At 59.7% G+C, this 24208-nt stretch carries 20 protein-coding genes; 7 read left to right on the top strand and 13 right to left on the bottom strand.

The annotated features are described in order from the left end of the window. Positions 1-10: 10 nt before the first annotated feature. Entirely contained in the window at positions 11-235 is a 225-nt protein-coding gene (locus AKL25_RS16705) for a hypothetical protein (RefSeq protein ID WP_050478822.1), read from the bottom strand. A 272-nt stretch (positions 236-507) separates the two neighbouring features. Between AKL25_RS16705 and AKL25_RS16700 the strand changes: the two genes are divergently transcribed. Both AKL25_RS16700 and AKL25_RS16695 read left to right on the top strand, forming a co-directional pair. Beyond that, a complete protein-coding gene (locus tag AKL25_RS16700) occupies positions 508-2454 on the top strand; it encodes a SurA N-terminal domain-containing protein (RefSeq protein ID WP_050478821.1) in 1947 nt (648 codons plus the stop codon). Between the two features lie 187 nt (positions 2455-2641). Beyond that, positions 2642-3397 carry a glutamine amidotransferase gene (locus tag AKL25_RS16695; protein WP_050478820.1) on the top strand — a complete coding sequence of 252 codons (756 nt, stop codon included), beginning with the start codon at positions 2642-2644 and terminating at the stop codon, positions 3395-3397. 11 nt (positions 3398-3408) lie between these two features. Here AKL25_RS16695 and AKL25_RS16690 read toward each other — a convergent pair whose 3' ends face one another. Further along, positions 3409-4041, bottom strand: coding sequence for an arylesterase (locus AKL25_RS16690; RefSeq protein ID WP_050478859.1), 633 nt, complete (start codon positions 4039-4041; stop codon positions 3409-3411). Positions 4042-4108: 67 nt separating this feature from the next. Here AKL25_RS16690 and AKL25_RS16685 point away from each other — a divergent pair, with 67 nt between their 5' ends. After that, positions 4109-4837, top strand: a complete 729-nt coding sequence (locus AKL25_RS16685; RefSeq protein ID WP_050478819.1) for an ABC transporter ATP-binding protein — start codon at positions 4109-4111, stop codon at positions 4835-4837. Positions 4838-4852: 15 nt separating this feature from the next. Here AKL25_RS16685 and AKL25_RS16680 read toward each other — a convergent pair whose 3' ends face one another. From AKL25_RS16680 to AKL25_RS16670, 3 genes are all read right to left on the bottom strand, one after another. Further along, the gene (locus AKL25_RS16680; RefSeq protein WP_050478818.1) at positions 4853-5782 is read right to left on the bottom strand and encodes a DMT family transporter; all 930 of its coding nucleotides are present in this window, start codon (positions 5780-5782) and stop codon (positions 4853-4855) included. Further along, entirely contained in the window at positions 5772-7283 is a 1512-nt protein-coding gene (locus AKL25_RS16675) for a bifunctional ADP-dependent NAD(P)H-hydrate dehydratase/NAD(P)H-hydrate epimerase (RefSeq protein WP_050478817.1), read from the bottom strand. The genes AKL25_RS16680 and AKL25_RS16675 overlap by 11 nt, the downstream gene beginning before the upstream one ends. 214 nt (positions 7284-7497) lie before the next feature. Further along, a complete protein-coding gene (locus tag AKL25_RS16670) occupies positions 7498-8766 on the bottom strand; it encodes an FAD-dependent oxidoreductase (RefSeq protein WP_240475772.1) in 1269 nt (422 codons plus the stop codon). Positions 8767-9220: 454 nt separating this feature from the next. Between AKL25_RS16670 and AKL25_RS16665 the strand changes: the two genes are divergently transcribed. Then, entirely contained in the window at positions 9221-9535 is a 315-nt protein-coding gene (locus tag AKL25_RS16665; protein ID WP_050478816.1) for a BON domain-containing protein, read from the top strand. 62 nt (positions 9536-9597) lie between these two features. On the opposite strand, the gene AKL25_RS16660 is transcribed toward AKL25_RS16665, so the two are convergent. Further along, a complete protein-coding gene (locus AKL25_RS16660; RefSeq protein ID WP_050478815.1) occupies positions 9598-10524 on the bottom strand; it encodes a LysR family transcriptional regulator in 927 nt (308 codons plus the stop codon). Positions 10525-10650: 126 nt separating this feature from the next. Here AKL25_RS16660 and AKL25_RS16655 point away from each other — a divergent pair, with 126 nt between their 5' ends. Together AKL25_RS16655 and purL are read left to right on the top strand one after the other, a co-directional pair. Further along, positions 10651-11670 carry a zinc-binding alcohol dehydrogenase family protein gene (locus AKL25_RS16655; RefSeq protein WP_050478814.1) on the top strand — a complete coding sequence of 340 codons (1020 nt, stop codon included), beginning with the start codon at positions 10651-10653 and terminating at the stop codon, positions 11668-11670. 187 nt (positions 11671-11857) lie between these two features. Then, positions 11858-15877, top strand: a complete 4020-nt coding sequence (gene purL, locus AKL25_RS16650) for a phosphoribosylformylglycinamidine synthase (protein ID WP_050478813.1) — start codon at positions 11858-11860, stop codon at positions 15875-15877. 100 nt (positions 15878-15977) lie between these two features. Here purL and AKL25_RS16645 read toward each other — a convergent pair whose 3' ends face one another. The 7 genes from AKL25_RS16645 to AKL25_RS16615 all read right to left on the bottom strand — a co-directional run bounded on the left by AKL25_RS16645 (position 15978) and on the right by AKL25_RS16615 (position 21958). After that, positions 15978-16307: a hypothetical protein gene (locus AKL25_RS16645; protein WP_157050671.1), complete on the bottom strand. Its 330-nt coding sequence runs from the start codon at positions 16305-16307 to the stop codon at positions 15978-15980. A gap of 249 nt (positions 16308-16556) precedes the next feature. Beyond that, positions 16557-17672 (bottom strand): porin, encoded by a 1116-nt coding sequence (locus AKL25_RS16640; protein ID WP_050478811.1) that lies wholly within the window; start codon positions 17670-17672, stop codon positions 16557-16559. Positions 17673-18114: 442 nt separating this feature from the next. Then, the gene (locus tag AKL25_RS16635; protein ID WP_050478810.1) at positions 18115-18891 is read right to left on the bottom strand and encodes a peptidylprolyl isomerase; all 777 of its coding nucleotides are present in this window, start codon (positions 18889-18891) and stop codon (positions 18115-18117) included. A 67-nt stretch (positions 18892-18958) separates the two neighbouring features. Further along, positions 18959-19234, bottom strand: a complete 276-nt coding sequence (locus AKL25_RS16630) for a BolA family protein (RefSeq protein ID WP_050478809.1) — start codon at positions 19232-19234, stop codon at positions 18959-18961. After that, positions 19231-19851, bottom strand: coding sequence for a septation protein A (locus AKL25_RS16625; RefSeq protein ID WP_050478808.1), 621 nt, complete (start codon positions 19849-19851; stop codon positions 19231-19233). Before AKL25_RS16625 ends, AKL25_RS16630 begins: the two co-directional genes overlap by 4 nt. A 48-nt stretch (positions 19852-19899) precedes the next feature. Then, positions 19900-20301 (bottom strand): peptide-methionine (R)-S-oxide reductase MsrB, encoded by a 402-nt coding sequence (gene msrB, locus AKL25_RS16620; RefSeq protein WP_050478807.1) that lies wholly within the window; start codon positions 20299-20301, stop codon positions 19900-19902. Between the two features lie 145 nt (positions 20302-20446). After that, positions 20447-21958, bottom strand: coding sequence for a protein adenylyltransferase SelO (locus AKL25_RS16615; protein WP_050478806.1), 1512 nt, complete (start codon positions 21956-21958; stop codon positions 20447-20449). Between the two features lie 314 nt (positions 21959-22272). On the opposite strand from AKL25_RS16615, the gene AKL25_RS16610 reads away from it, so the two are divergent. Beyond that, positions 22273-24042, top strand: coding sequence for an eCIS core domain-containing protein (locus tag AKL25_RS16610; protein ID WP_240475771.1), 1770 nt, complete (start codon positions 22273-22275; stop codon positions 24040-24042). Positions 24043-24208: the final 166 nt, after the last annotated feature.

The following is a 24208-nucleotide window of genomic DNA, read 5'->3' as shown; positions in this document are numbered from 1 at the left end:
TTAGCGGCCCTTAGTCCGGATCGGTCTTGGTCACGGTAAGACGGGCAATCAGGAATTCGCCGTCGATCACCTTGCGAAACGGTACGCCGGTCGCCGCGAATCCGGGGCCGCCGCGTTCTATCCAGGTTTGGGCAACCGTGTCGAAGGTGGCCACGTCCATGCCCAGCATCTGCGCCGACAGCACGAATTGCGCGCCGTGTTTCTGCCGTTTGACGATATCTTCCAGTTTTGCCATGTTCGTTCCTTTTGTGCCGGGGCGTGTTTTGGGCTGGATGATAACGTAAGCCCGGACGCAAAAGCGGGAATCCCGAGGTATTTCCCGGCGGCAGTATCGGTGACTTGACCCCGCCGGCTGTGTATAATGACGCGCGGGTGTTGCCAAGGCGGCATCCTCAAGGGCAGGCCGCAGTCTGCTCCGCCAGCGGTAGCATTGCTATAAGGCGAACGTGAGTTCGCCTTTTTTCTTATTTGATGTCATTTGTTTGTGATTTCGTGATCGGCTGACCAATGTTTGAATTTATCCGTAACCATCAGCGCTTGATGCAGTTCTTGCTGCTGCTGCTTATCGTCCCGTCTTTCGCATTCTTCGGCGTGCAAGGCTATAGCGGCTTCGGCGATGGCGACAATGCCGTGGCCAAGGTGGCCGGGCAGACTATCACCAAGGAAGAATGGGACGCCGCGCAGCGTCAGCAACTGGAGCGCCTGCGCCAGATGGCCGGCGGCCAGATCGACACCAAGGTGTTCGATACCCCGGAAGCACGCCGCGACGTGCTGGAAAGCCTGATCGCCCAGCGCGCGCTGGCAGCGGAAGTCGCCAACGACAAGCTGACCGTGACCGACCAGGCGCTGCAGCAGAACATCATGCAGATCCCCGGCCTGATCAAGCCGGACGGCAAGTTCGACAATGAACAGTACAACATGCTGCTGGCGGCCCAGGGCCTGACGCCGAAGAGCTATGAAGCCAGCCAGCGCCGCGCATTGGCGCTGCAGCAGCTCAATTTCGCCGTGCAAGGCACGGCCTTCGCGCCGAAGAGCGTGTCGGCCCGCCTGTCGGACCTGAACGACCAGGAGCGTTCGGTGCAGGAACTGAGCTTCAAGGCGGCTTCCTACATCGGCCAGGTCAAGGTCACCGACGAGATGGTCAAGGCCTACTACGACAAGAACGGCAGCAAGTTCGAAGTGCCTGAGCAAGCCAGGATCGAATATGTGGTGCTCGACAGCGCCGCAGTGGCCGCGCAAGTCAGCGTGTCCGATGCCGACATCAAGTCGTACTACGATCAGAACATCAAGCAATACTCGACCGACGAGCAACGCCGCGCCAGCCACATCCTGCTGGAAGTCAAGAAGGGCGCATCTGCGGCCGACAAGGCTGCCATCAAGGCAAAGGCCGACGAACTGGTCGCGCAACTGCGCAAGAATCCGGGCGATTTCGCCAAGCTGGCCAAGGCCAACTCGCAGGATCCGGGCTCCAAGGATCAGGGCGGCGACCTCGGTTTCTTCGGCAAGGGCGCCATGCTCAAGTCGTTTGAAGATGCGGCTTACAAGCTCAAGCAGGGCGAGATCAGCGACCCGGTGGAGTCCGACTTCGGCTATCACATCATTCAGCTGACCGGCATCAAGGCCGGCAGCGTCAAGCCGCTGGATGAAGTCAAAGGCGAAATCGCCGGCGACATCAAGAAGCAGCTGGCCGCCAAGAAGTATGCGGAACTGGCCGACATTTTCAACAATACCGTCTACGAACAAGGCGACAGCCTGAAGCCGGTGGCCGACAAGCTCAAGCTGAAGATCGAAACGGTCGCCGGCGTCACCCGTCTGCCGAACCCTGCGCTGGCGCCGAATACGCCGTACAACAATCCGAAGTTCCTGAAGGCGCTGTTTACGGACGACACCATCAAGGGCAAGCACAACACGGAAGCGGTGCAAATCGCTCCGACCACGCTGATGGCCGGTCACATCGTGGAATACAAGCCGGTCACCAAGCGTCCGTTTGACGAAGTCAAGAGCATGGTGCGCGAACTGGTGACGCAAGACGAAGCCATGGCGCTGGCGAAGAAAGCCGGCGAAGCCAAACTGGCTGAACTGAAGGCCAAGGACGACGCTGCAGGTTTCGGCGACGTCAAGGTGGCCTCGCGCGTAAAAACCCAGGGCTGGAACCAGGATGCGTTCCTGGCCGTCATGAAGGCCGACACCGCCAAGTTGCCTGCTTACACCGGTGTAGAGCTGCCTGGCCAGGGTTACAGCGTGTTCCGCGTGACCAAGGTAGCGCAGCCGGCAACGCCTGACGCCGCCCGTCGCAAGACCGAGCAGGAGCAGATCGCCAATGTGCTGGCCGAGCAGGAGATGCTGTCTTATATCAATTTCGTCAAGGAAAAGGTAAAGACCAAGATCCTGAAGGGCGGCGAGGCGATTACTTCAGGCGCATCGACCGGCAAGCCCGCCGATGCGGCCAGGTAAGGCAATTGATGTAAATCATTTGTCGGTTTTTGGAAAATGGACAAATTGACAAGCGTCGCATGTGCAGCAAGCACACCTCGAATGTGCATGAGATAAAAAAGGCCGCTTATGCGGCCTTTTTTTATGCACTGCGGCACGCTGCGGAAAGTACAATGGATTCTCATCCTCGTTTTTGAAGCCTGCGCCAATGTCTGCCTCAGCTACCGCCTCAAGTCCTGCATCGCCATCCCATTCCGCCCCGGTCCTGATCATCCATACGGGTGACCCCAACGACGATCTCAAGCATTCCTACGGCAGCTATGCCGCGCAATTGCAGCAGGCGGCAGGCCTGGCGGATCATGAAACCGAGATTGTGTCGGTATTCCAGGGGCAGTATCTACGCGAGCCGGATCAATATCGCGCGGTGCTGATTACCGGTTCGCCGACCATGGTGACTGATCTGGTGGAGTGGAGCGAGCGCACTGCGGAGTGGCTGCGTCGTGCCGCGCAACGGCAGTTGCCGATGTTCGGCGTGTGCTACGGGCATCAGTTGCTGTCGCATGCCTTTGGCGGCAAGGTGGGCTACAACCCGGCCGGGCGTGTGGCCGGGACCATGACGGTGAAAAAACATCCGGTCGCAGCCGACGAGCATTTGCTGCATGAAGCGCCGGACAGTTTTCCTGCACACATGCTGCATTCCCAGGTGGTGCTGGAGCCGCCTGCAGGCGCGACGATTCTTGCCAGCTCGCCGATGGATCCGCATCACATGCTGCGTCTGGCGCCGAATATTTTCTCGGCACAGTTCCATCCCGAATTCAGCAGCGATTTCGTCAAGGCGCATCTGGCCTGGTATCGCGAGATCTACAGCAAGTGCGGCATCGACACCGACGTCATGGCCGGGCAGGTCAGCGACACGCCGCAATCGGCGGCGATCCTGCGCCGCTTTTTATTCCTGCACGCCTGAGATCGCTATTTCTATTTCAGCAGCGGTTTGAGATAAGGCCAGACGTTGTCCAGCAGATTGGCTTGCGCCTGTTCGTTCGGATGCATGCGGTCGGCCTGGAACAGCGCCGGCTTGTCGACGATATCCTTCATGAAAAACGGCACCAGCGCAGTCTTGTTCTGTTTGGCCGCGGCCGGGAACAACTGCGCGAACTTGCCGGCATAGTCGGCGCCGTAGTTCGGCGGGATCTGCATGCCGACCAGCAGCACCTTGGCCTTGGCCTGGCGCGACATGTCGATCAGCGCTTGCAGGTTGCCTTGCGTGGCGCTCAGTTGCAAGCCGCGCAGGGCGTCGTTGGCGCCGAGTTCGATGATCACGATGTCCGGCGTGTGTTTGCTCAGCAGGGCAGGCAGGCGGGTTTTACCGCCGATGGTGGTTTCGCCGCTGATGCTGGCGTTGACGATGGCGGCGCCGATCTTTTCTTGCTGCAGGCGTTTATCGAGCAAGGCCACCCAGCCGCTGCCGCGTGTGAGGCCGTATTCGGCCGACAGGCTGTCGCCGAGCACAAGCAGGGTTTTTGGTGCAGAATAGGCGCTCGCCGCCAGCATCAGCAAGGGCATCGCCAGCAATGCGACGAGCACGCGACGCCATGACTTGCTTTGCATCGCAGTATTGCGGTTGCCGATGTTCTTCCTCAGCCACTGACCCATCCACCTGACGCCATCGTATTGCATGCCTGATTCCTCTGAATTTTCTGCTACCAACGGCGTCATCGCCGCCATCGAAGTTGTCCAACTGTCCAAACGCGTCGCCGACGCAGCCGCTCCGGCCACTGCCGTCAGCAAGGCCGGCGAGCTGGCGATTTTGCGTGACGTCAATTTTAACGTGCAGGCGGGAACCACGCTGGCGATTGTCGGCGCTTCGGGTTCCGGCAAGTCGACCTTGCTCGGTTTGCTGGCCGGCCTGGATACGCCCTCGGACGGCACCGTCAAGGTCGACGGCGTCGACATCTTCGCGCTCGACGAAGACGGCCGCGCGGCGCTGCGCAAGCACAAGCTGGGCTTCGTTTTCCAGTCCTTCCAATTGCTCGGCCATCTGAATGCGGTGGAAAACGTCATGTTGCCGCTGGAGTTGCGCGGCGATGCGCAGGCCCGCGCCAAGGCTGAAAGCATGTTGGTGCGCGTCGGCCTGGGCAGCCGTCTCAAACACTATCCGAAATATCTGTCCGGCGGCGAACAGCAACGCGTGGCGTTGGCGCGCGCCTTCGTCACCCAGCCGCCCTTGCTACTGGCCGACGAACCCACCGGCAGTCTGGATGCAACCACCGGCGAGGCAGTGATCCAGCTGATGTTTGAATTGAATCAGGAACACGGCTCCACATTGGTGCTGGTCACGCACGACGCTTCCATTGCGGCGCGTTGCGCCCGCACCATCACGATTGCGGCGGGGCGCCTCGTTTAAGTTTGTCCGAGAAGTTCAGGCAGGCTTCTGCACCGTTTTGCGCAGCGGATGCGCGCGACGATGTTCGACCCAGGCGATGCCCATGCCGCTGGCGCAGATGATGGCCACACCGAGAATGGTGATCGCATCCGGAAACTGGCCGAACACCAGCCAGCCCATGGTGGTCGCCGAGATGATCTGCGTGTAGGCAAACGGCGTCAGCACGGAAGCTTCGGCATGCTTGTAGGCGGTGTTCATGCATAAATGGCCGATGGTGCTGGTGATGCCGGTGGACGCAAGAATCAGCCATTCGGTCGTGTCCGGCGTATGCGGCGACCAGAAGAAGGGCACCATCAGGGTGCTCAGCACCATGCCGATCAATCCGCCATAGAACAAGGTCACCATCGGATCATCCGCGCGGTTGGCCTTGCGGTTGAGGATGGACACGGCCGCATACGTCGCCGCCGACAGCAAGCCCAGCACCACGCCGTGCGCCGGGATGTCGCCGCCCGGGCGGATCACGATCAGCATGCCGGCAAAACCCACCGCCACGGCGATCCAGCGCGAGATGTAGGTGGTTTCCCCCAGCAGCCAGGGCGACACGGCCAGCACGATCAGCGGCGCGCAGAAATTCATCGCCGTGCCCTCGGCCAGAGGTACGATCTTCAACACCGAAAAAAACATCAGCGTCGACAGCAGCAGCGCCACGGCGCGGAGGAATTGCAGGCGTGGATTGTTCGAATGCAGGATGCTGCGGCCGTGGCGCCGTTTATAGAGAGGCATGAGCGTCGCCGCCATGAAGATGGTATTGATGGTGTAGCGCATCCAGGCAATCATCACCACATGGTAGCCGGCCATGCCGAGCAGTTTGCCTGCCGTGTCCAGCAAGGACAGTGTCCACAAACCGGAAATCAGAAAGAAAATGCCCAGCCAGAGTTGCGGATGTACGGCGATGTTAGCGGGCATGGTCTCGGATGATTTGGTTTAACAGGGCGCGAACGGCCGGAACGACCTCGCTGGCAGTCAGGCCGACCGGGCCGACGCCGAGGTCGACCAGTTGATCGGCTGCCTTGCCGTGCATCCAGACCGCCGCCAGCGCCGCTTGCGTGGCGGGCCAGCCTTGCGCCAGCAAGGCGCCGCACAGGCCGGACAGGACGTCGCCGGTGCCGGCCGTGGAGAGCGCCGGATTGCCGGTGGTGTTGATGACGATCTCGCCGTCCGGAAAAGCGATGACGGTGCCGGCGCCCTTGAGGATGGCGATGCTTTTGAAATGCCGCGCCAGCAAGCGCGCCGCCTGCGGCCGGTCATGCTGGATTTCGGCGGTGGTGGCGTCGAGCAGGCGGGCGGCTTCCAATGGATGGGGCGTGATGATGCTGGTGTGCTGGGCGCGGTCCTGCAGCTTGTGCTGCAAGCCGGGTTCGGCGGCGATCAGGTTGAGGGCGTCGGCATCGACCACGATGCGGCCTTGCGCATCGAGGGCACGCGACAGCACGTCGTGCGCGTGACGCGAGGTGCCGAGACCGGGGCCGACCACCACCGTGGCGGTGCTGAACTCGACGCGGTCGGCCTGGCGCATCATGAGTTCGGGATGCACGCTGTCGTAGGCCGGAGCATCGTCGACGAACGCGATGAACACGCGGCCGCTGCCGGCATGCGCCGCCATGCGCGCCGCCAGTACCGGCGCACCGCCCATGCCGTGGGCGCCGCCGACGACGATGACGTCGCCATAGCTGCCTTTGTGGGTGTTGCCGGCCCGCGGCTTCAGTGCGGAGCTGAACAGCGACAATTCGTTGAGGCGGGCATGCGGCGTGACAAAACAGCTTTCTTCGATGTCCAGCGATTCGAGCAGGATGTCGCCGCTGAAGTCCTCGCCGTCGCAAGTGTGCATGCCGGGCTTGTTGCCGATGAAGCTCAGCGTATGGGTGGCGCGCACGGCGACGCAGCCGGGGCCGCCGATCACGCTGCCGGTGTCGGCGTGCAGGCCGCTGGCGATATCGATGGACAACACCGGGCAGCGCAGCGTATTGACGTAGTCGACGCAGGCGCGCAATTTGCCGACGATGGGTCGCGTCTGGCCGATGCCGAACAGGCCGTCGACCACCAGCGCCCAGCGCTGAGAGGACAGGTGGCCGGGATCGGCGACGTCGAGGAATTCCACTTCGGATTCGCGCGCCCGTTCCAGCGCGCGGCGTGCGTCTTCGGGCTGCTTTGCTTCGTCGGCATGCAGGGCGACGGCAACGTGCAGATCGAATTGTGCGAGGTAATGTGCGGCTTCCAATGCATCGCCGCCGTTGTTGCCGGGACCGGCCAGGATCAGGACGTGCACTTCGTCTTCGCCCGCCACCAGGCTCAGCGCACGCCGGGCGCAGGCTTCGCCGGCGCGTTGCATCAGGGTGTAGGAGGGCAGTTCTGCCTTGGCGGCATTTTCGATCTGGCGAATTTCAGCAATCGAATAAAGCGCACTCATGGTCGATGCGGCCCGGTAAGGTCAAAAGGATGGAACGGAGGGAATGAAAGAATGGTGCAGGCGCATCCATTCTAAGTCAATTGAAAAAAATCCGCAGACATGAAAAGAGCCGTGTCGGGAAGCGCGGCAGAGAGCGGCGGGGAAGGACAGGGAGGACGAGCGTGGTGCGCTTGAGAGCGGCGGCGCTGCATGCGCCGGACCGCTCTCGCATTGCTTAAGAAGACACCGCCGACAGCAGCAGACCGTCGCTGTCGATCTCGGTCTCGCGTCCCGCCATGGCGTCGGCCAGCAGTTTGGCCGAGCCGACCGCCGCGGCCCACCCGTGGGCGCCGTGTCCGGTATTGACGAAGATGTTGCCGTGCGTGGTGGCGCCCGTCAGCGGCATGCCGTTGGGTTGCAGGGCAAAGGTGTTGCTCCAGAAATTGGCGGTATTGAAGTTGGCCGCATTCGGGTAGTAATCGTTGGCTACCTTGAGCAGGCTGCTGATGGCCTTGGCGTGCGGCTGGTCGGTCTTCGGCAGGAAGCCCAGCAGGCCCGATACGCGGATGCGGTTGCCCACGCGCGCAATGGCGACCTTGTAGGTTTCGTCGAACAACGCCGTGTTGGGTGCTTCGTCGAGATTCTTGACCGCCGCCATGGCGTTGTAGCTTTGAATCGGACACAGCGGCAGCGACATGCCCAGCGGTTTGAGCAGGTGCATGTTCTGCATGCCGGCCGCCAGCACGACGCCGTCGACCGTCAGCGTGCTGTCGGCCACGTCGTCGCCGGCGACGTCAATCGAGACGCGGCCGCCGAATTCGGGGCGGATCGCTTTGACGGATTGCGAAAAATGAAACTGCACGCCCATGGATTGGGCGATGGCGCGCAATTGCTTGACGAACAGGACGCAGTTGCCGGCACCGTCTTTGGGGTAATACATCGCGCCGGCGATCGGCGTCGCCGACTGAAAGGCCGGCTCCACCTGGCTGATGGCGTCCTGGCCCTTGATGCTGTGGCGCGGCAGTTCGAATTGCCTGAGGCTGTCTTCGATGCCGGCGCAACGATCCGCATCGGCTTGCTGGCGGAACAGGTGCAGCAGCCCCTGGCTGTTTTCCTGATCCAGCGCGTATTGATCCTGAAGATGCTGCGTCAGCATCTGGCCGTACGCCGACAGGCGCGTCAGGCGCTGCTTGTTGAGCGAAAAATAGTCCTGGTACTCGCGGCGCGATTTGCGCACCCAGCGCCAGCGCGCAGGATTGAAACCGGATTTGACAAGGATGGGCGGATCGTTCTTGAACAAGTTGGAGAAGGCGGTCCTGGTGATACCCGGCAATACCAGCGGTTGCACCACGCACGGCGCCAGCAGGCCGGAATTGCCGAAGGTCGCTTCCTCGGCGACATTGGCGCGGCGCTCCAGCACGGCAACTTCGAAGCCGGCGCACGCCAGGAAATAAGCGGTGCTTACCCCGGACAAGCCGCCGCCGACAATGGCAATCTGTTTCAATGTTTTGTTATGCGTCACTATATCGTCACTAATTCTATGAAACCGGAAAGGTCGCTCCCCATGCAGACCTGTATTGGCGGGCACTGTGGATGTCTGCCAGCGCGCTGTCTGGCGGTTTGCCTCGGTAATGCGGCCTGAATGATACCAAATCGGCATGCTCGCAGCGCGTACAGGCGGTTTTTTTGTGATCGGCGCACGGCGATGCGCGGCAGGCGGACCAGGCTTGCAGAAGAGGAACAGGCTTCTTGTCAATTTAAAGCGGGAAATTCCGGCCGGGGCAGGAACTTGAAAATCGCAAATTCCTCTCACGAAGGCCTGTTATTCCTCGGGGGAATTGGCTACAGTGCGGTGTGCCGGAATATCCGATTCATATCCGTTCCATATCCGATCTTTCTGTTCCCGTTCGAACCCGGCGAAACCGGCGTTCCACATCAATTCTTATAAAGGTGAACTTATGACAATGTCCAAACGTTTTGCTGCATTTTTCTTCGCGCTGTTCATGCTGGCGCTGGCCGCTTGCTCGTCGACGCCTCAGCAAGCCAGCACCGGACAGATCATTGACGACTCCGTGATTACGACCAAGGTGAAGGCGGCGATCTTTGAAGAGCCGAACCTGAAGTCGATGCAGATCAGTGTGGAAACCTACAAGGGCATCGTGCAACTGAGCGGTTTCGTCAATTCCAGCGCGGTGTCGCTGAAGGCGGCGGAAGTGACGCGCAAGGTGGAAGGCGTCAAAGGCGTCAAGAACAGTCTTGTTGTGAAGCAATAGCATCGCATTGCACAGCGCAGTACCGTCGGCCCGGATTGAGCATGCCTTGATCCGGGCCGGTTTTATTTCCGCTTCAGGTTTTCACCTGCGCTTTCGCTTTCCAGCGCATCGAAGCGGAGGCGCAGAAAACCCAGCAAGGCGCGCACCGTCGGCGACGCGCTGTTGCGATGCGGATAGACCGCATTGAGCGGAATCTCTTCCCGGCAATAGTCGTCCAGCACGGTCGCCAGCCGTCCCGCGCGCACGTCCTCGCGCACATCTATCCATGACTTGTAGGCAATCCCGGCGCCGGCTACCGCCCACTGGCGGGCGATGGAGGCATCGTCGGTCATGCGATCGCCTTGCACCTTGACGTCGACGTGCTGTTTGCCGTTCTGAAAACGCCATTGATTGAACAAGCCTTGTTTCAGATAAAACAGCAGGCAGTTGTGAGCGAGCAAATCGTCCGGCGTCGCCGGCGTGCCGTGCCGCTCCAGATAGGCCGGCGAGGCCACCAGCACGCGCCGGCCGAGAGCCAGTTGTTGCGACACCAGCGTTGAATCGCTGAGCTTGCCCGAGCGGATCGCCACATCGACGGCGTCGCGAAACAGATCCGCCATCCGGTCCGAAAACTGCATCGTGAACTTGACGTCGGGATGCCGCGTCTGAAATTCGTTGAGCCACGGGAGCAGCACGTTGCGCCCGATGTCCGACGGCATGGACAGGCGGATATGTCCCTGTATCGCGTCCTTGCTGCTGCTGAGCAGGGATTCTCCTTCCTGCAGCAAGGCCAGCGCGTCGCGGCAATATTCCAGAAAGATCTCGCCCTCGGGCGTCAGCCGCATGCTGCGCGTGGAGCGCGCGAACAGCCGGGTGTTGAGCCGCTGCTCGACGCGTTTCAGGCTGGCGCTGGCGGTGGCGGGCAGGATGCCGAGGATGCGCGCGGCCTGCGACAGGCTGCCGGTATCGGCGGTGTGGATCAGCAGTTGCAAGTCGGTGGTGGCGTACATTTCAGCGGCTATTTTCAAATATGGTTTGTAAGTAATTCAATTTTAAGTCTATTTATCTGTTTTTGTGATGCGGTGATAATGCCTCATCTCCCGGGTGTTGCCGGGTGCTTGATAAAGGAAAGCATGATGAAAGCCGTTGCCGTAAAGCGTTACCTGCCCATCGATAACCCCGAATCCCTGCTGGACGTGGAATTGCCGCGTCCGACGCCGCAAGGCCGCGACCTGCTGGTGGCTGTCAAGGCGATCGCCGTGAATCCGGTCGACACCAAGGTGCGCGCACCCAAGGACAAGGTCGAAGACACGCCGCGCGTGCTCGGCTGGGACGCCGCCGGCGTCGTGGAAGCGGTCGGTTCGGAGGTGACCGGTTTCAAGGTCGGCGACAAGGTGTTCTATGCCGGCGACATCACCCGTCCCGGCAGCAACAGCGAATTCCAGCTGATCGACGAACGCATCGTCGGCCATGCGCCGGCATCGCTGGCGATGGAAGAGGCTGCGGCCTTGCCGCTGACGGCGATTACCGCCTGGGAAGCCTTGTTCGAACGTCTGCGCGTACCGCGCAAAGCTGCTGCCGGCAAGGCTTCGAGCATCCTGATCATCGGCGGCGCCGGCGGCGTCGGCTCGATCGCGATCCAGCTGGCGGCCAAGGTGGTCGGCCTGAACGTGATCGCCACGGCTTCGCGTCCGGAGTCGGAAAAATGGGTGCGCGAGCTGGGCGCGCAGCAGGTCATCAATCACTTCGGCGACATGCCGGCGCAATTGAAGGCTCTGGGCGTGGAGCATGTGGAGCACGTCCTGATCCTCAACGACACCGACAAGCATTTCCCGGCGGCGGCGCAGATTGTCGCGCCGCAAGGCACGATCGCCACCATTGTCGAAAACAGCGGTCCGCTCGATGTTTCCCTGCTGAAAGCCAAGAGCGCCGGCTTCGTCTGGGAATTCATGTTCACCCGCTCGATGTTCCAGACTCCGGACATGGCGGAGCAGGGCAAGCTGCTCAATGAAATCGCCCACCTGATCGACCAGGGCGTCATCAAGACCACGGTCAGCAAGGTGTTGTCGCCGATCAATGCCGCCAACCTGCGCCAGGCGCATGCCGATCTGGAAGGCGGACGGGTCATCGGCAAGATCGTGTTAAAGGACTTTTAAGCTGTTGATCGCATGAGGCTGCCATTCCGGGGTGCTTTCCTGCCGGAATGGCGGTTTTCATGGGCTGGATCAGGGTGGGCAAGGTATAATGCTGCTTTTCGTATTTCCCGTCGCAAACGCTGCGTGGCGGGATGTTCATACATTCAAATACGAACCCGATTCCACAGCCAAATCCTGACTTTCTGCCATGCTGATTCTGCCGGGCTCCAATGCCCTTTCCGCCTTCCGCACTCAACGTCTCTTGTCTCAACTGCAATCCGTCGATGCCGCGATTACCGGCGTGACCGGACGATTCATTCATTTCATCGACGCCGTCGGCGAAGTTTCTGAAGAAGACAAGGCGCGCCTCGACGGCCTGCTGACTTACGGCGAGCCGTTCTCCGGCACGGCCGAGGGCGATGAATTCGTCGTGATCCCGCGTTTCGGCACGATCTCGCCATGGGCCAGCAAGGCCACCGACATCGCCCATAACTGCGGCATGGCGAATATCCATCGCATCGAGCGCGGCATCGCGTATCACGTTCAGGTCAAGACCGGCTTGCTGGGCGGCGCCAAGAAACTCAACGAAGCCAGCCTGATGGCGGTCGCCGCGCTGCTGCACGACCGCATGACCGACATGGTCCTGCGCACGCCGCAGGAAGCGGCCGGACTGTTCAGCGAATTGCAAGCCAAGCCGCTGGAATTCGTCGACCTGCTGACCGGCGGCAAGGCTGCGCTGGAAAACGCCAACACGGAACTCGGCCTGGCCCTGTCCGATGATGAGATCGATTATCTGGTCGACGCCTTTACCCGCGCCCAGCGCAATCCGACCGACGTCGAACTGATGATGTTCGCGCAGGCCAACAGCGAACACTGCCGCCACAAGATTTTCAACGCCGACTGGACCATCGACGGCGAGAAGCAAACCAAGTCGCTGTTCGGCATGATCCGCAACACCCACGAGCTGCATCCTGAAGGCACCGTGGTCGCGTACAGCGACAACTCTTCGGTGATCGAAGGCGCCAACATTTCGCGCTTCTACCAGCGCGGCGCCGCCAAGGGCAACGTCTATGAAGCATCGGACGAACTGACCCACATCCTGATGAAGGTGGAGACGCACAATCATCCGACCGCGATCTCGCCATTCCCGGGTGCGTCCACCGGCGCCGGCGGCGAAATCCGCGATGAAGGCGCGACCGGCCGCGGCGCCAAGCCGAAGGCAGGCCTGACCGGCTTCACGGTCTCCAACCTGATGGTCACGCACGCCGTGCAGCCGTGGGAAAACGCGCGCGACGTCGCGCAAGCGCCGGCGCAGCGCGATGCGCTGGCGCAAGCCGGCATCTACGGCAAGCCTGACCGCATCGCTTCGCCCTTGCAGATCATGATCGACGGCCCGCTCGGCGGCGCGGCGTTCAACAACGAATTCGGGCGTCCGAATCTGGGCGGCTATTTCCGCACCTACGAACAAAACGTCGGCGGCAACGTGCAGGGCTACCACAAGCCCATCATGATCGCCGGCGGCATCGGCAACATCAACGCCAAGCACACCAAGAAAAACGACCTGCCGGTCGGCAGCTTGCTGATCCAGCTGGGCGGCCCGGGCATGCGCATCGGCATGGGCGGCAGCGCCGCGTCGTCGATGGCGACCGGCGCCAATACCGCCGACCTGGATTTCGACTCCGTGCAACGCGGCAATCCGGAAATGGAACGTCGCGCACAGGAAGTCATCAACGCCTGCTGGACCATGGGCGACGACAATCCGATTTTGTCGATTCACGACGTCGGCGCCGGCGGCCTCTCGAACGCCTTCCCGGAAATCACCAACGACGCCAAGCGCGGTGCGATTTTCGACCTGCGCAAGATCCCGCTGGAAGAGAGCGGCCTGGCGCCGAAGGAAATCTGGAGCAATGAATCGCAGGAGCGCTACGTGCTGGCGATTGCGCCGGAGCAGCTGCCGCTGTTCCGCTACCTGTGCGAACGCGAGCGCTGCCTGTTCGCCGTGGTCGGCACCGCAACCGAAGAGCGCCAGCTGAAGCTGGTCGATCCCGAGCAAAACAACAATCCGGTCGACATGCCGATGGACGTCTTGCTGGGCAAGCCGCCGAAGATGCATCGCGACGTCAAGCATCTTGCGGTCGAATTGCCGCCGGTGGACCTGACCGGCATGGATCTGGTGGAGGTGTCGCATCGCGTGCTGCGTCTGCCGACCGTGGCCGACAAATCCTTCCTGATCACCATCGGCGACCGCAGCGTCGGCGCGATGACCGTGCGCGACCAGATGGTCGGTCCGTGGCAGGTGCCGGTTGCCGACTGCGCGGTCACCGCCATGAGCCTGGAAGGCTATCTGGGCGAAGCGATGGCCATGGGCGAGCGTACGCCGCTGGCGGTGATCGATGCCGCTGCTTCAGGCCGTATGGCCGTCGGCGAAGCGATCACCAACATCGCCGCCGCGGCGATTGAAAAGATTTCCGACATCAAGCTGTCGGCCAACTGGATGGCGGCCTGCGGCCAGCCTGGCCAGGATGCCGCGCTGTTCGACACCGTCAAGGCGATCGGCATGGAGTTGTGCCCGGCGCTGGGCGTTTCCATCCCGGTCGGCAAGGATTCGCTGTCGATGCGGACAACCTGGAAAGACGACGGCGCCGCCAAGTCGGTGATGTCGCCGGTGTCGCTGATCGTGTCGTCGTTTGCGCCGGTGCAGGACGTGCGCCGCACGCTGACGCCGCAGATTCGTACCGACCTGGGCGACACCGTATTGATCGCCATCGACCTCGGCCGCGGCAAGAACCGCATGGGCGCATCCGCGCTGACCCAGGTCATGCAGCAGATCGGCAATGAAACGCCGGACGTCGACAGTGCGGAAGACCTCAAGGGCTTCTTCGCAGCGATCCAGCAACTGAACAAGGAAGGCCAACTGCTGGCTTACCATGACCGTTCGGACGGCGGCCTGTTCGCCACGCTGGCGGAAATGGCGTTTGCCGGCCGCAGCGGTTTGTCGATCAATCTCGACATCCTGACCATGGAAGGCGAACACGCGTCCGACTGGGGCGATTCCAAGAACTGGGCGTCGCAAGTCGGCGAGCGCCGCAATGAAATGACCTTGCGCGCCTTGTTCAACGAAGAGCTGGGTGCGGTCATCCAGGTGCGTGCCGATCAGAAGTCGGAAGTCATGAACGTGCTGCGCAGCTACAACCTGGGCGCCTGCAGCCACATCATCGGCAAGCCGAACAACCGCGATGTGATCGAGTTCATGCGCGACGCCAAGAACATCTACAGCCAGCCGCGCAGCGCGCTGCACCGCCTGTGGAGCGAAACCAGCTGGCGCATCGCGCGCCTGCGCGACAATCCGGGCTGTGCCGATGCCGAATACGAGCGTCTGCTGGACGTCGCCGATCCCGGCATGACGCCGAAGCTGACTTTCGATCCGCAAGAAGACATCGCCGCGCCATTCATCAACACCGGCGCGCGTCCGCGCGTGGCAATTCTGCGCGAGCAGGGCGTCAATTCGCATATCGAAACCGCCTATGTCATGCACAAGTCCGGTTTTGAGTCGGTCGACGTGCACATGAGCGACCTGATCGCCGGTCGCGCCAAGTTGAGCGACTTTACCGGGCTGATCGCGGTCGGCGGCTTCTCCTACGGCGACGTGCTGGGTGCAGGCGAGGGCTGGGCCAAGACGATTCTGTTCAACGCCCAGCTGGCAGAGCAGTTCTCGCAGTTCTTCCAGCGTCAGGACACCTTCTCGCTGGGTATCTGCAACGGTTGCCAGATGATGAGCAACCTGAAGTCCATCATTCCGGGCGCTGAAGCCTGGCCGAAGTTCACGCGCAACAAGTCGGAGCAATTCGAAGCGCGTTTCGCCATGGTCGAAGTGCAGGATTCGCCATCGATCTTCCTGCAAGGCATGGCCGGCACGCAGACGCCGATCGCCGTCGCGCACGGTGAAGGCTTCGCCGACTTCTCACTGACCGGCGACGTCAACCAGGCGCTGGTGGCGATGCGCTTCGTCGACAATAAGGGCGCAGTGACGGAATCCTATCCGTACAATCCAAACGGCTCGCCGCAAGGCATCACTTCGGTGACGACGCCGGACGGCCGCTTCAACGTCCTGATGCCGCATGCCGAGCGCGTGTTCCGCACGGTGACGCAGTCGTGGCATCCGGATGCGTGGGGTGAGGATTCGCCGTGGATGCGCATGTTCCGCAACGCGCGCAAATGGGTCGGATAATCGGATAAAACATCGCGCAACATGTTGTCGCCGGCAAGAATGAAAAGGCACTCTGCGGAGTGCCTTTTTTATTGCGTGTAGTGAACCGGCGCTTTCCGGCTTAGCCGATTTGCAAGGTCTGGCGCTGGCGCACGCGGCGCACCAGGATAAGCGCGCTATGCGCAATCGCGGCAAAGATTCCTGCGATCAGGATCCAGGCGCCGAGGGCAAATTCCGGAGGCATCCCGGGCGCACGCGAGGACGTAAGTTTATCGCTGTACAGCGCGATGAGCATGCCGACCCACATCAGGGTCGAGTAGAACCGCCAGAGCCAGCTTTTGGTCTTGCTGCGAAAAGCTTGCCAGGTAGAGAAGGCGACAGAAAAGAGCAGCAGGCACAGGCATGTACCGACGGCGAACAATTCTATCGGAGACCAGTTGTTGGGATTCATTGATGCATTTTCGAAGTCATGAAGAGAGGCTGTGACTCAGTGAAATGCAGCTGGTTTCGCGCGTGTTACAAACGGTAGGAAAGCAGAAGGAAAATCGAGAGACGGATGCAAAATTGTGTATTTACACCGTATTTTTCATCTCGTTGCCAAAAGAAAAAACGCAGATCCGTTCAGGCATCTGCGTTTTTCAATTCGCCGGTTGCAGTGGATGAAACCTGCAGCCGGTTTTTCTCAGCCAGAAAGCGAGGCTTAGAAAATGTGGCGAATGCCGACACCAAGGGTGGTCTGGCTGTTTTTGCCCGATGCAGAGTTAGTCAGCTCATACACGGCTGCGTCTCTGGCCTTGTTGTAGTCGATCGTAGTGTACAACTGGGTACGCTTGGACAGTGCATAGTCCGCCCAGCCGACCACGGCGTAACGCTTGCCGTCGCCGACATTGCCCAACGTGGTGTAAGACACGTTCTTGCTCTTGTCGTAGTAGAACGCGCCGGTCAGGGTCAGGGCGTTGGTGGCCTTGTAGCTGGAGCCTAGGAAGAAGCCGTTGTCCTTACGCTGGTTGCCAGCAGTTGCTGTGACGGTGCTTGCAGTGGTCCAGCCAGTGGTATCGCTGTCGGCGGCCATATAGGCGCCGGTTGTGCCGGTTCTGTCCTTGATGTTGAACCAGCCGCCGAATACTTTGGCCGGGCCGAAGTCATAGGAAGCTGACAGATTCCAGACGGTGTCCTTGTAGCTGGAGTTGGTGGCGCTCACAGTTTGCTGGTAGCCGCCGCCGATCGCGAAGGCGCCTGCGGTATAGCGCAGGGAGCTGCTGAACTGGCTACCCGTGCGCACCGAACCGGCCTGCTCACCAAAGGCCCAGCTGACCGCTGCCGACACAGGACCGAAGTCGTTGTCATAGCGAACCATGTTAGGAGTACGAATCAAGGTAGCGGCGGCCGGCAGCCAGGAGTTGCTCGCGTAGTTGCCGACGGTCAGTGGGTCGAAGTGGTCGGCCAGCAGGTCGAACAGCGGCGTGTTTTGTTTACCCACACGGATCTTGCCGAAACCGCCTTGCAGGCCAACCCACGATTGGCGACCGAACAGTGCGCCGCCTTGCAACATTGCGCCGTTATCGCTGCTGAAGCCGTTTTCCAGTTGGAACATGGCTTTCAGACCGCCGCCCAGATCTTCGGTACCCTTGAAGCCGATACGGCTGTTGGCAATGGCGCCGTTATCCACGCGGACGTTGCTGTTGCCTTGGGCATTGGCGTTGCTGAGATAGTGGATGCTGGTGTCGACGATACCGTAGATGGTGACGTTGGACTGAGCGAAGGCGCTGCTGCTGGCGAGGCTGGCGATGACGAGTGCCAAAGAAGTTTTTTTCATGCATTTCTCCTGAACTTGCTGTTTTTTATGGTCCGTGCGAAGACGTGATTGCTATTGTGTAGCGTCTGTTTCCGCACCTTCATCGCCGCATGTGCTTTTGTATTTTTCGCTTGGATGCGGCGTCACCCGTTTCGGGTTAGGCGAGAGAATATCAGGAGATTTTTCGAGTGAAAAAGGAATTAACTGACGAACGTGCTATTTGTAGTTTTTCGGTAAATGCGTAAATTATTTGGTCATTAATATTGACCGGGATGTATATTTCGCGCAGGCAGGCGTTAATTTTTTATATTTTTACGCATCGATGAGGTGTTTTTGTACAAAACAAAAAAACGATCGTTTAAATTAAAAAAACGCCCAAAACCGATGTCGGTGATGGGCGTTTTTTCAGCTGGCGGGATGCTTAAATTACATTCCGCCGGGTAGTTCGGCTTGTACTTCCAGCTTACTGAACCTTGGCCTTCTTGCGCAGTTCTTCCTGATAGGCTTGCAGCTTCTTCTGTTGCAGCGCTTCCGCGATTTGCGGCTTCACTTCGTCCAGAGTCGGGACCTTGGCCGGACGGGTATCTTCCAGCTTGATCACGTGGTAACCGAATTGGGTCTTCACCGGTGTTTCAGTGATTTCACCCTTCTTCAGTGCAACCATGGCGTCGGAGAACGGCTTCACGAACGAAGCAGGCGTAGCCCAATCCAGATCGCCGCCGTTGGCTGCGGAACCGGTGTCCTTCGATTGCTTGGCCAGATCTTCAAACTTGGTGCCGGCCTTCAGCTTGGCGATGATCGCCTTCGCGTCTTCTTCCTTGTCGACCAGGATGTGGCGAGCGTGGTATTCCTTGTCGCCGGCTTGCGCCTTGAACTTGTCGTACTCAGCCTTGATGTCGGCGTCTGCAATCGGATGCTTCTTCAGGTAGTCGCCGATCAGCGCGCGGATAACGATGCCCTGGCGGGCCAGTTCCAGCTGGTTCTTGACGTCAGGGTTGTTGCTCAGACCTTGCTTGTCGGCCTCTTGCATCAGGATTTCGCGATTGATCAGCTCTTCCTTCACGGCGCCGCGCAGTTGCGGGCTGTCAGGCTGACCTTGTGCTGTCATTTGCTTGACCATTGCATCGGCGCGCGAGGATGGAATTGCCTTGCCGTTAACGACGGCCAGATTTTGCGCCATGACTGGCAAAGCGGCGGTTGCAAACAGCAGTACCAGCAAACGAGCAGGTTTGAATGTCATTATTGAATCCTAAAAAATGGAGGTAATAAATCGAGGTAATGAGAGATATAGAGGGGGGATAGTCTTGTTAGTTCGCTATTTCAGATGGTGCGATGGCGGTGATCGCCAGTGCGTGTATATCCTTGTGCATCATATCAGCCAGGCAATCATACACCAGCCGATGGCGAATTAAACGATTTTTACCCTCAAAAGCGCTTGAAATCAGGCGGACGCGATAGTGGCCTCCGCCCGACGCTGCGCCTGCATGGCCGGCGTGCAGGGCGGACTCGTCTTCGACCTGACACTCGCTCGGTGAGAAAGTTGCAAGCAGGCGCTCGCGGATGAGGTCGTGGCGCTGGTTCATTCCGCGTCTTTCATGTATTTCGACAGGAACAGGCTCTGCGCAATGATGAAGGCGAACATCAGCCCCATGGTGCCGAACATCTTGAAGTTGACCCAAGTGTCGATGGCGTAGTTGAAGGCCACATAGAGATTGAGCAAGCCCATCACCACGAAGAAAATCGACCACGCCACATTGAGCTTGCCCCACACCGGTTCAGGCAGGGAAACTTGTTTTTCCATCATCACGCGGATCAGGTTCTTCTTGACGAAAACCTGGCTGATGATCAGGGCGGCAGCGAAGCACCAGTAGAGGATGGTCGGTTTCCACTTGATGAAGGTGTCGTCGCGGAAATAGATGGTCGCGCCGCCGAACACCACGATGATGGCCAGCGACACCCACAGCATGCCGTCGACCTTCTTGCGGCGCGCCAGCAGATAGCCGATCTGCGCCAGCGAAGCGACGATGGCGACCGCCGTCGCCAGCAGGATCGGCGCCAGGGCGGCCGTCACGGCGCCGCCGGACATGAAGCCCGACAGATATTGCGACACCAGGCCCTGGGCGGCGTCGGCATGACCTTCACCCCACTTGAAAACGCCGAAAAAGAGGATGACGGGAAAGAGGTCGAACAAAAACTTCATGAGTTAAGTCTTCTTAAAAGATTGCACGGATGAGCTGAAGCAATCAGGTTATCGGGTCGCCGGATCAAACCGCAACGACGCGGAATTGATGCAGTATCGCAGGCCTGTCGGCGGCGGACCGTCGGGAAATACGTGACCCAGGTGCGCATCGCAGACGTTGCAGACGATTTCGGTACGAATCATGCCATAACTTTTGTCCACGATCTCGCGGACATTGGCCGGATCCAGCGCTTTGAAATAGCTGGGCCAGCCGCAGCCGGAGTCAAATTTCGTGTCCGATGCAAACAGCGGGGTGTTGCAGCAGACGCAGGTATAGATGCCGGCTTCGTGATGATCCCAGAATTTACCCGTGAAGGCGCGCTCGGTCGCCGCATGGCGGGTCACCTGATATTCCATCGCATCCAGTTGGGCGCGCCATTCGGCGTCGGTTTTTCGGACTTTGGCAGTCATGCTGATGCTCCGTGGTAAGAGTGGAAAGAAGAATGTAAAAAATTGTCGGATACAGACCGGCAGCGCAGATCCGTCATGGCGATTAGTCGCGCCGCGCCGCCGGATCTTACGCTGACGATGCCGTCGTTGCCGACCTTGCTTACGGTTACGAAGAGCAGCTCACTTCCAGATGGCTGGCCCAGTCCGGCGGCAGGTCGGCGTACTTGTCATGCTCAGGCTGCTCGTCGAAAGGCCGGCGCAGGATCTGCTGCAGTTTGGCGATTTCGGAGAAGTCCTTGTTCTGCGCTTTGTCGATGGCGACTTGCGCCAGGTAATTCCGTAGCACGTATTTGGGGTTGCTTGCGTCCATTGCAAGTTTCCTTGGCGCATCCTGGCTGTTTTCCTGCTGCAGGCGGGCGCGGTATTGCCCGGCCCAGGCATCGAAAGCGGGTCTTTCGATAAACAAGTCGCGCAAGGCTTCGTCACCGGCGCTGCCGGCCGCTTGCAGGTCGCTCAGGCGGCGGAAGAACAGCGTGAAATCGACATGGCCGGCTTGCAGGATGGCAAACATTGCCTCGAACAGTTTGTCGTCGTCCGGCTGATGCGTCGCCAGTCCCAGCTTGGCGTGCAGCAGGGCGTCGTTTTTCGCAGCGAATTGCGCTTCGTATTGCGACAAGGCGGCTTCGGTGTCTTCCACGCTGCCGATCAGCGGCAGCAGCGCCTGTCCCAGCGCAAAGCAGTTCCACTGGCCGATGCGCGGCTGCATCTGATATGAATAGCGGCCTTGCTGGTCGGTGTGATTGCAGATGTGGCGGGCGTCGAAGGCTTCCATGAAGCCGAAGGGGCCGTAATCCAGCGTCAGGCCGAGGATGGACATGTTGTCGGTGTTCATCACGCCGTGCATGAAGCCGACCGCCTGCCAGTGCGCCATCAGGTGTGCGGTGCGGCGCGTCACTTCGGCCAGCAGTTCGCGATAGGGATTGTCGGCGCCGAGAAATTCCGGATAGAAATGGGCGATGACGTTGTCCGCCAGCAGTTTCAGTTCGTCGTGGCGCTTGTTGTAATACCAATGCTCAAACGAACCGAAACGGATGAAACTGGGCGACATGCGCGTGACCACCGCAGTAGTTTCCATGGTCTCGCGCCGGACTTGCTGGTCCGAGCCGGTCACGCACAGCGCGCGCGTGGTCGGAATGCCCAGGCCGGCCATCGCCTCGGAACACAGGAATTCGCGGATCGACGAACGCAGCACGGCGCGGCCGTCGCCCATGCGCGAATAAGGCGTCTGGCCGGCGCCTTTGAGTTGCAATTCCATCCGGCCGCCGTCACGCGCCGGCAGATCGCCGAGCAGAATCGCACGACCGTCGCCGAGCTGGCCGGCCCAGACGCCGAACTGGTGACCGGAATACACTGCCGCCAGCGGTTTGGAGTCGCGCGCAATGGCGTTGCCGGTGAAGACGTCGACAAAGCTGCTGCTGTTCGCCATCGCCGGGTCGAGGCCGATCAAGGCTGCCGCCTCGGTACTGACGCCGACCAGATACGGCGCGCGCAAAGGCGTCGGCTGCAAGTGCGTATAGAACGCCGGCGGCAGCTCTGCAAAGGCATTGCCGAACGGCAGCAGTGCTGCTGTCTCGTTGGCGCTGGTGTCGACGACGGGTGGGGAGGCTGGAGAATTCATGAAGGGGCGGTGTGCATGACGGCTGAAAGCGCCATTTTGACAGAGAAGCGACGATCCTACGGGATCGCGCTGTTTCGACAACGATAATTGGCAGCAACGGCAGGACGGCATTGATTATCGCGGCTGTGTGGATTCTTCTTGGATGGTGTTGTTGCGATTCATTTCTGCGCTGGCTGGCGTGCGGTCACATGATTCCGATAACAACGGGATGAGCAGCCGTAAGCGCTGTGCCGGGTTGGTGCTATATTTGTCGGTGCCGGCGTTTTGCAATATTTTTGTTGATCAATTGTTAACCCAGACGAGGTGAAACCATCATGAGAACATCAGTGTTTGCCGCCGGTGATCGAATCCCGCCGTCACCCGTCCGGCAAGCGAAGGCGCAACCGGATTTTTCCGATAATCGTCCGATAGCGGGGGAGCAGGAAAAATTGATCGAATTGGCTAATGACGGCCCTCAGGCGATACAGCAAAAAGCGGAGATGGACAGCATCAGGGGTGGGTTCTCGAACGCTGCCGTTCAGCAGAAAACGAAGGACGAAGAGCCGCCGCTGCAAGGAAAATTCGAGGTGGTGCAGCGTCTCGAAGAGGACGAAGAAAAAACGTTGCAAGGAAAATCTTCCTCGGCGATGCCGGTGCAACTGGAAACACAGCCCGAAACCCGGCCCAATCAGACGGGTTTGCCCGACAATCTCAAATCCGGCATCGAATCGCTGTCCGGCATATCGCTGGACGGTGTAAAAGTGCATTACAACTCGCCGCAACCGGCGCAACTGAATGCACATGCCTATGCGCAGGGCAGCGACATCCATGTCGCACCGGGGCAGGAGCGGCATTTACCGCATGAGGCATGGCATGTGGTGCAGCAGGCGCAGGGGCGAGTGCAGCCGACCATGCAGATGAGGGATGGGATGTCCGTGAATGATGATGTCGGACTGGAGTCTGAGGCCGATATCATGGGGGCCAAAGCGGGCGTCGCGGAAGGTGCCTTACAAAGGAAGGCGGATAACACCCAAACAGCCTCCGCTTATTCGGCTGGCAATCGTATCGTACAACTTGCAAAGGTGGCGCCAAATGGCAACTTTGCGCGGTATGTGGCGGGAAGTCTGACCAATACGGGCGTCACGGCTTTCCATCCCAATCAAGCCGAGATAGCAACGGAGTGTAGTTATGATGCCGATTCAGACCCCGCAGATACGCTTGGATGGGCGACTCTGGATCCGAACAATTACACGCTTGTAGGTGGTGTTGGGGGCGGGGTCAACACAAGAATAGATGTTCACCCGAGAATTGGCGAGAATGGGCACAATTACACCCGCATGCATTTGATTCATCACGCACTTGCCTCAGATGCCAATAACAATGCCAATAACATAGTGCTCGGCCCACCCGGGTTCAATAACAGGCATGCATCACATATGGAAAATTTTCTGGGAGATAGTTTACACACGAATTTCTTTACATCGGCAGGGGGAAGCCTCGACGCGTTACTCATAGGGGGAGACAATATCGGTATTGCCGGGGCCGGACACGCGAATGCGGGAACGCCTTATGTCGTTGGCAACCCTCCAACGTTTCCAGCGTCATTGCTGACCGGTGTTACGTTAGCTAACAATAATGGCGTGCCGGCTCACGCTCAGGCGATAAGTACCGACGAAGATACCTTGGATGCACATGTCGCGCTTTGGTACGAAGTTATTCCTTTATTTGGGATGACGGGTGCTAACCTCTACACGAACATGGTGGCAACACTGAACGACCACTACGCTAATCACAGGCCCGGCGCAGTTCAAACTGGAGAAGCTTTGCCAGCTGGCATCACGGGTGCAGGCGGTATGCTGCGTACAATGGCCAATGGATTGGCGGCACAGTATGCTACGGGTTTGCAGATGAAGGCATCGTTCTTCACGCCGGATCCTGCACAGATACCTGCCGGTGGTGCAACCGCGGATAATCTGCCTTGGAAAGATAGTCGTTTACCGGCAAGAACGCTGAATAATGACACTCGTCCTTACTGGAAGTATCAAGTCCGCTATGACGCCGGTGCGGGCCTCAACGCCGACCCCGAATGGATTAATATTCTGTAAACTGATGACACGCAGCGTTTCTTTTCATTGAGGCGAGGACGAGAATTCACGATCGTCGATTCCCGCTGCGACGTCATAAAAACATCGCGAAAACATCAGCGTTTTCCTCCGGCGACGCAATCCGACGTACATCGGTCTTTGACAGCGTCATCCTTTCTGCTTGAGA

The sequence above is a fragment of the Herbaspirillum rhizosphaerae genome, assembly GCF_001189965.1.
In the GTDB taxonomy this organism is placed as follows: domain Bacteria; phylum Pseudomonadota; class Gammaproteobacteria; order Burkholderiales; family Burkholderiaceae_D; genus Herbaspirillum; species Herbaspirillum rhizosphaerae.
Note: the sequence above shows the minus strand (reverse complement) of the source record. Positions and strands in the feature narration are given on the sequence as shown.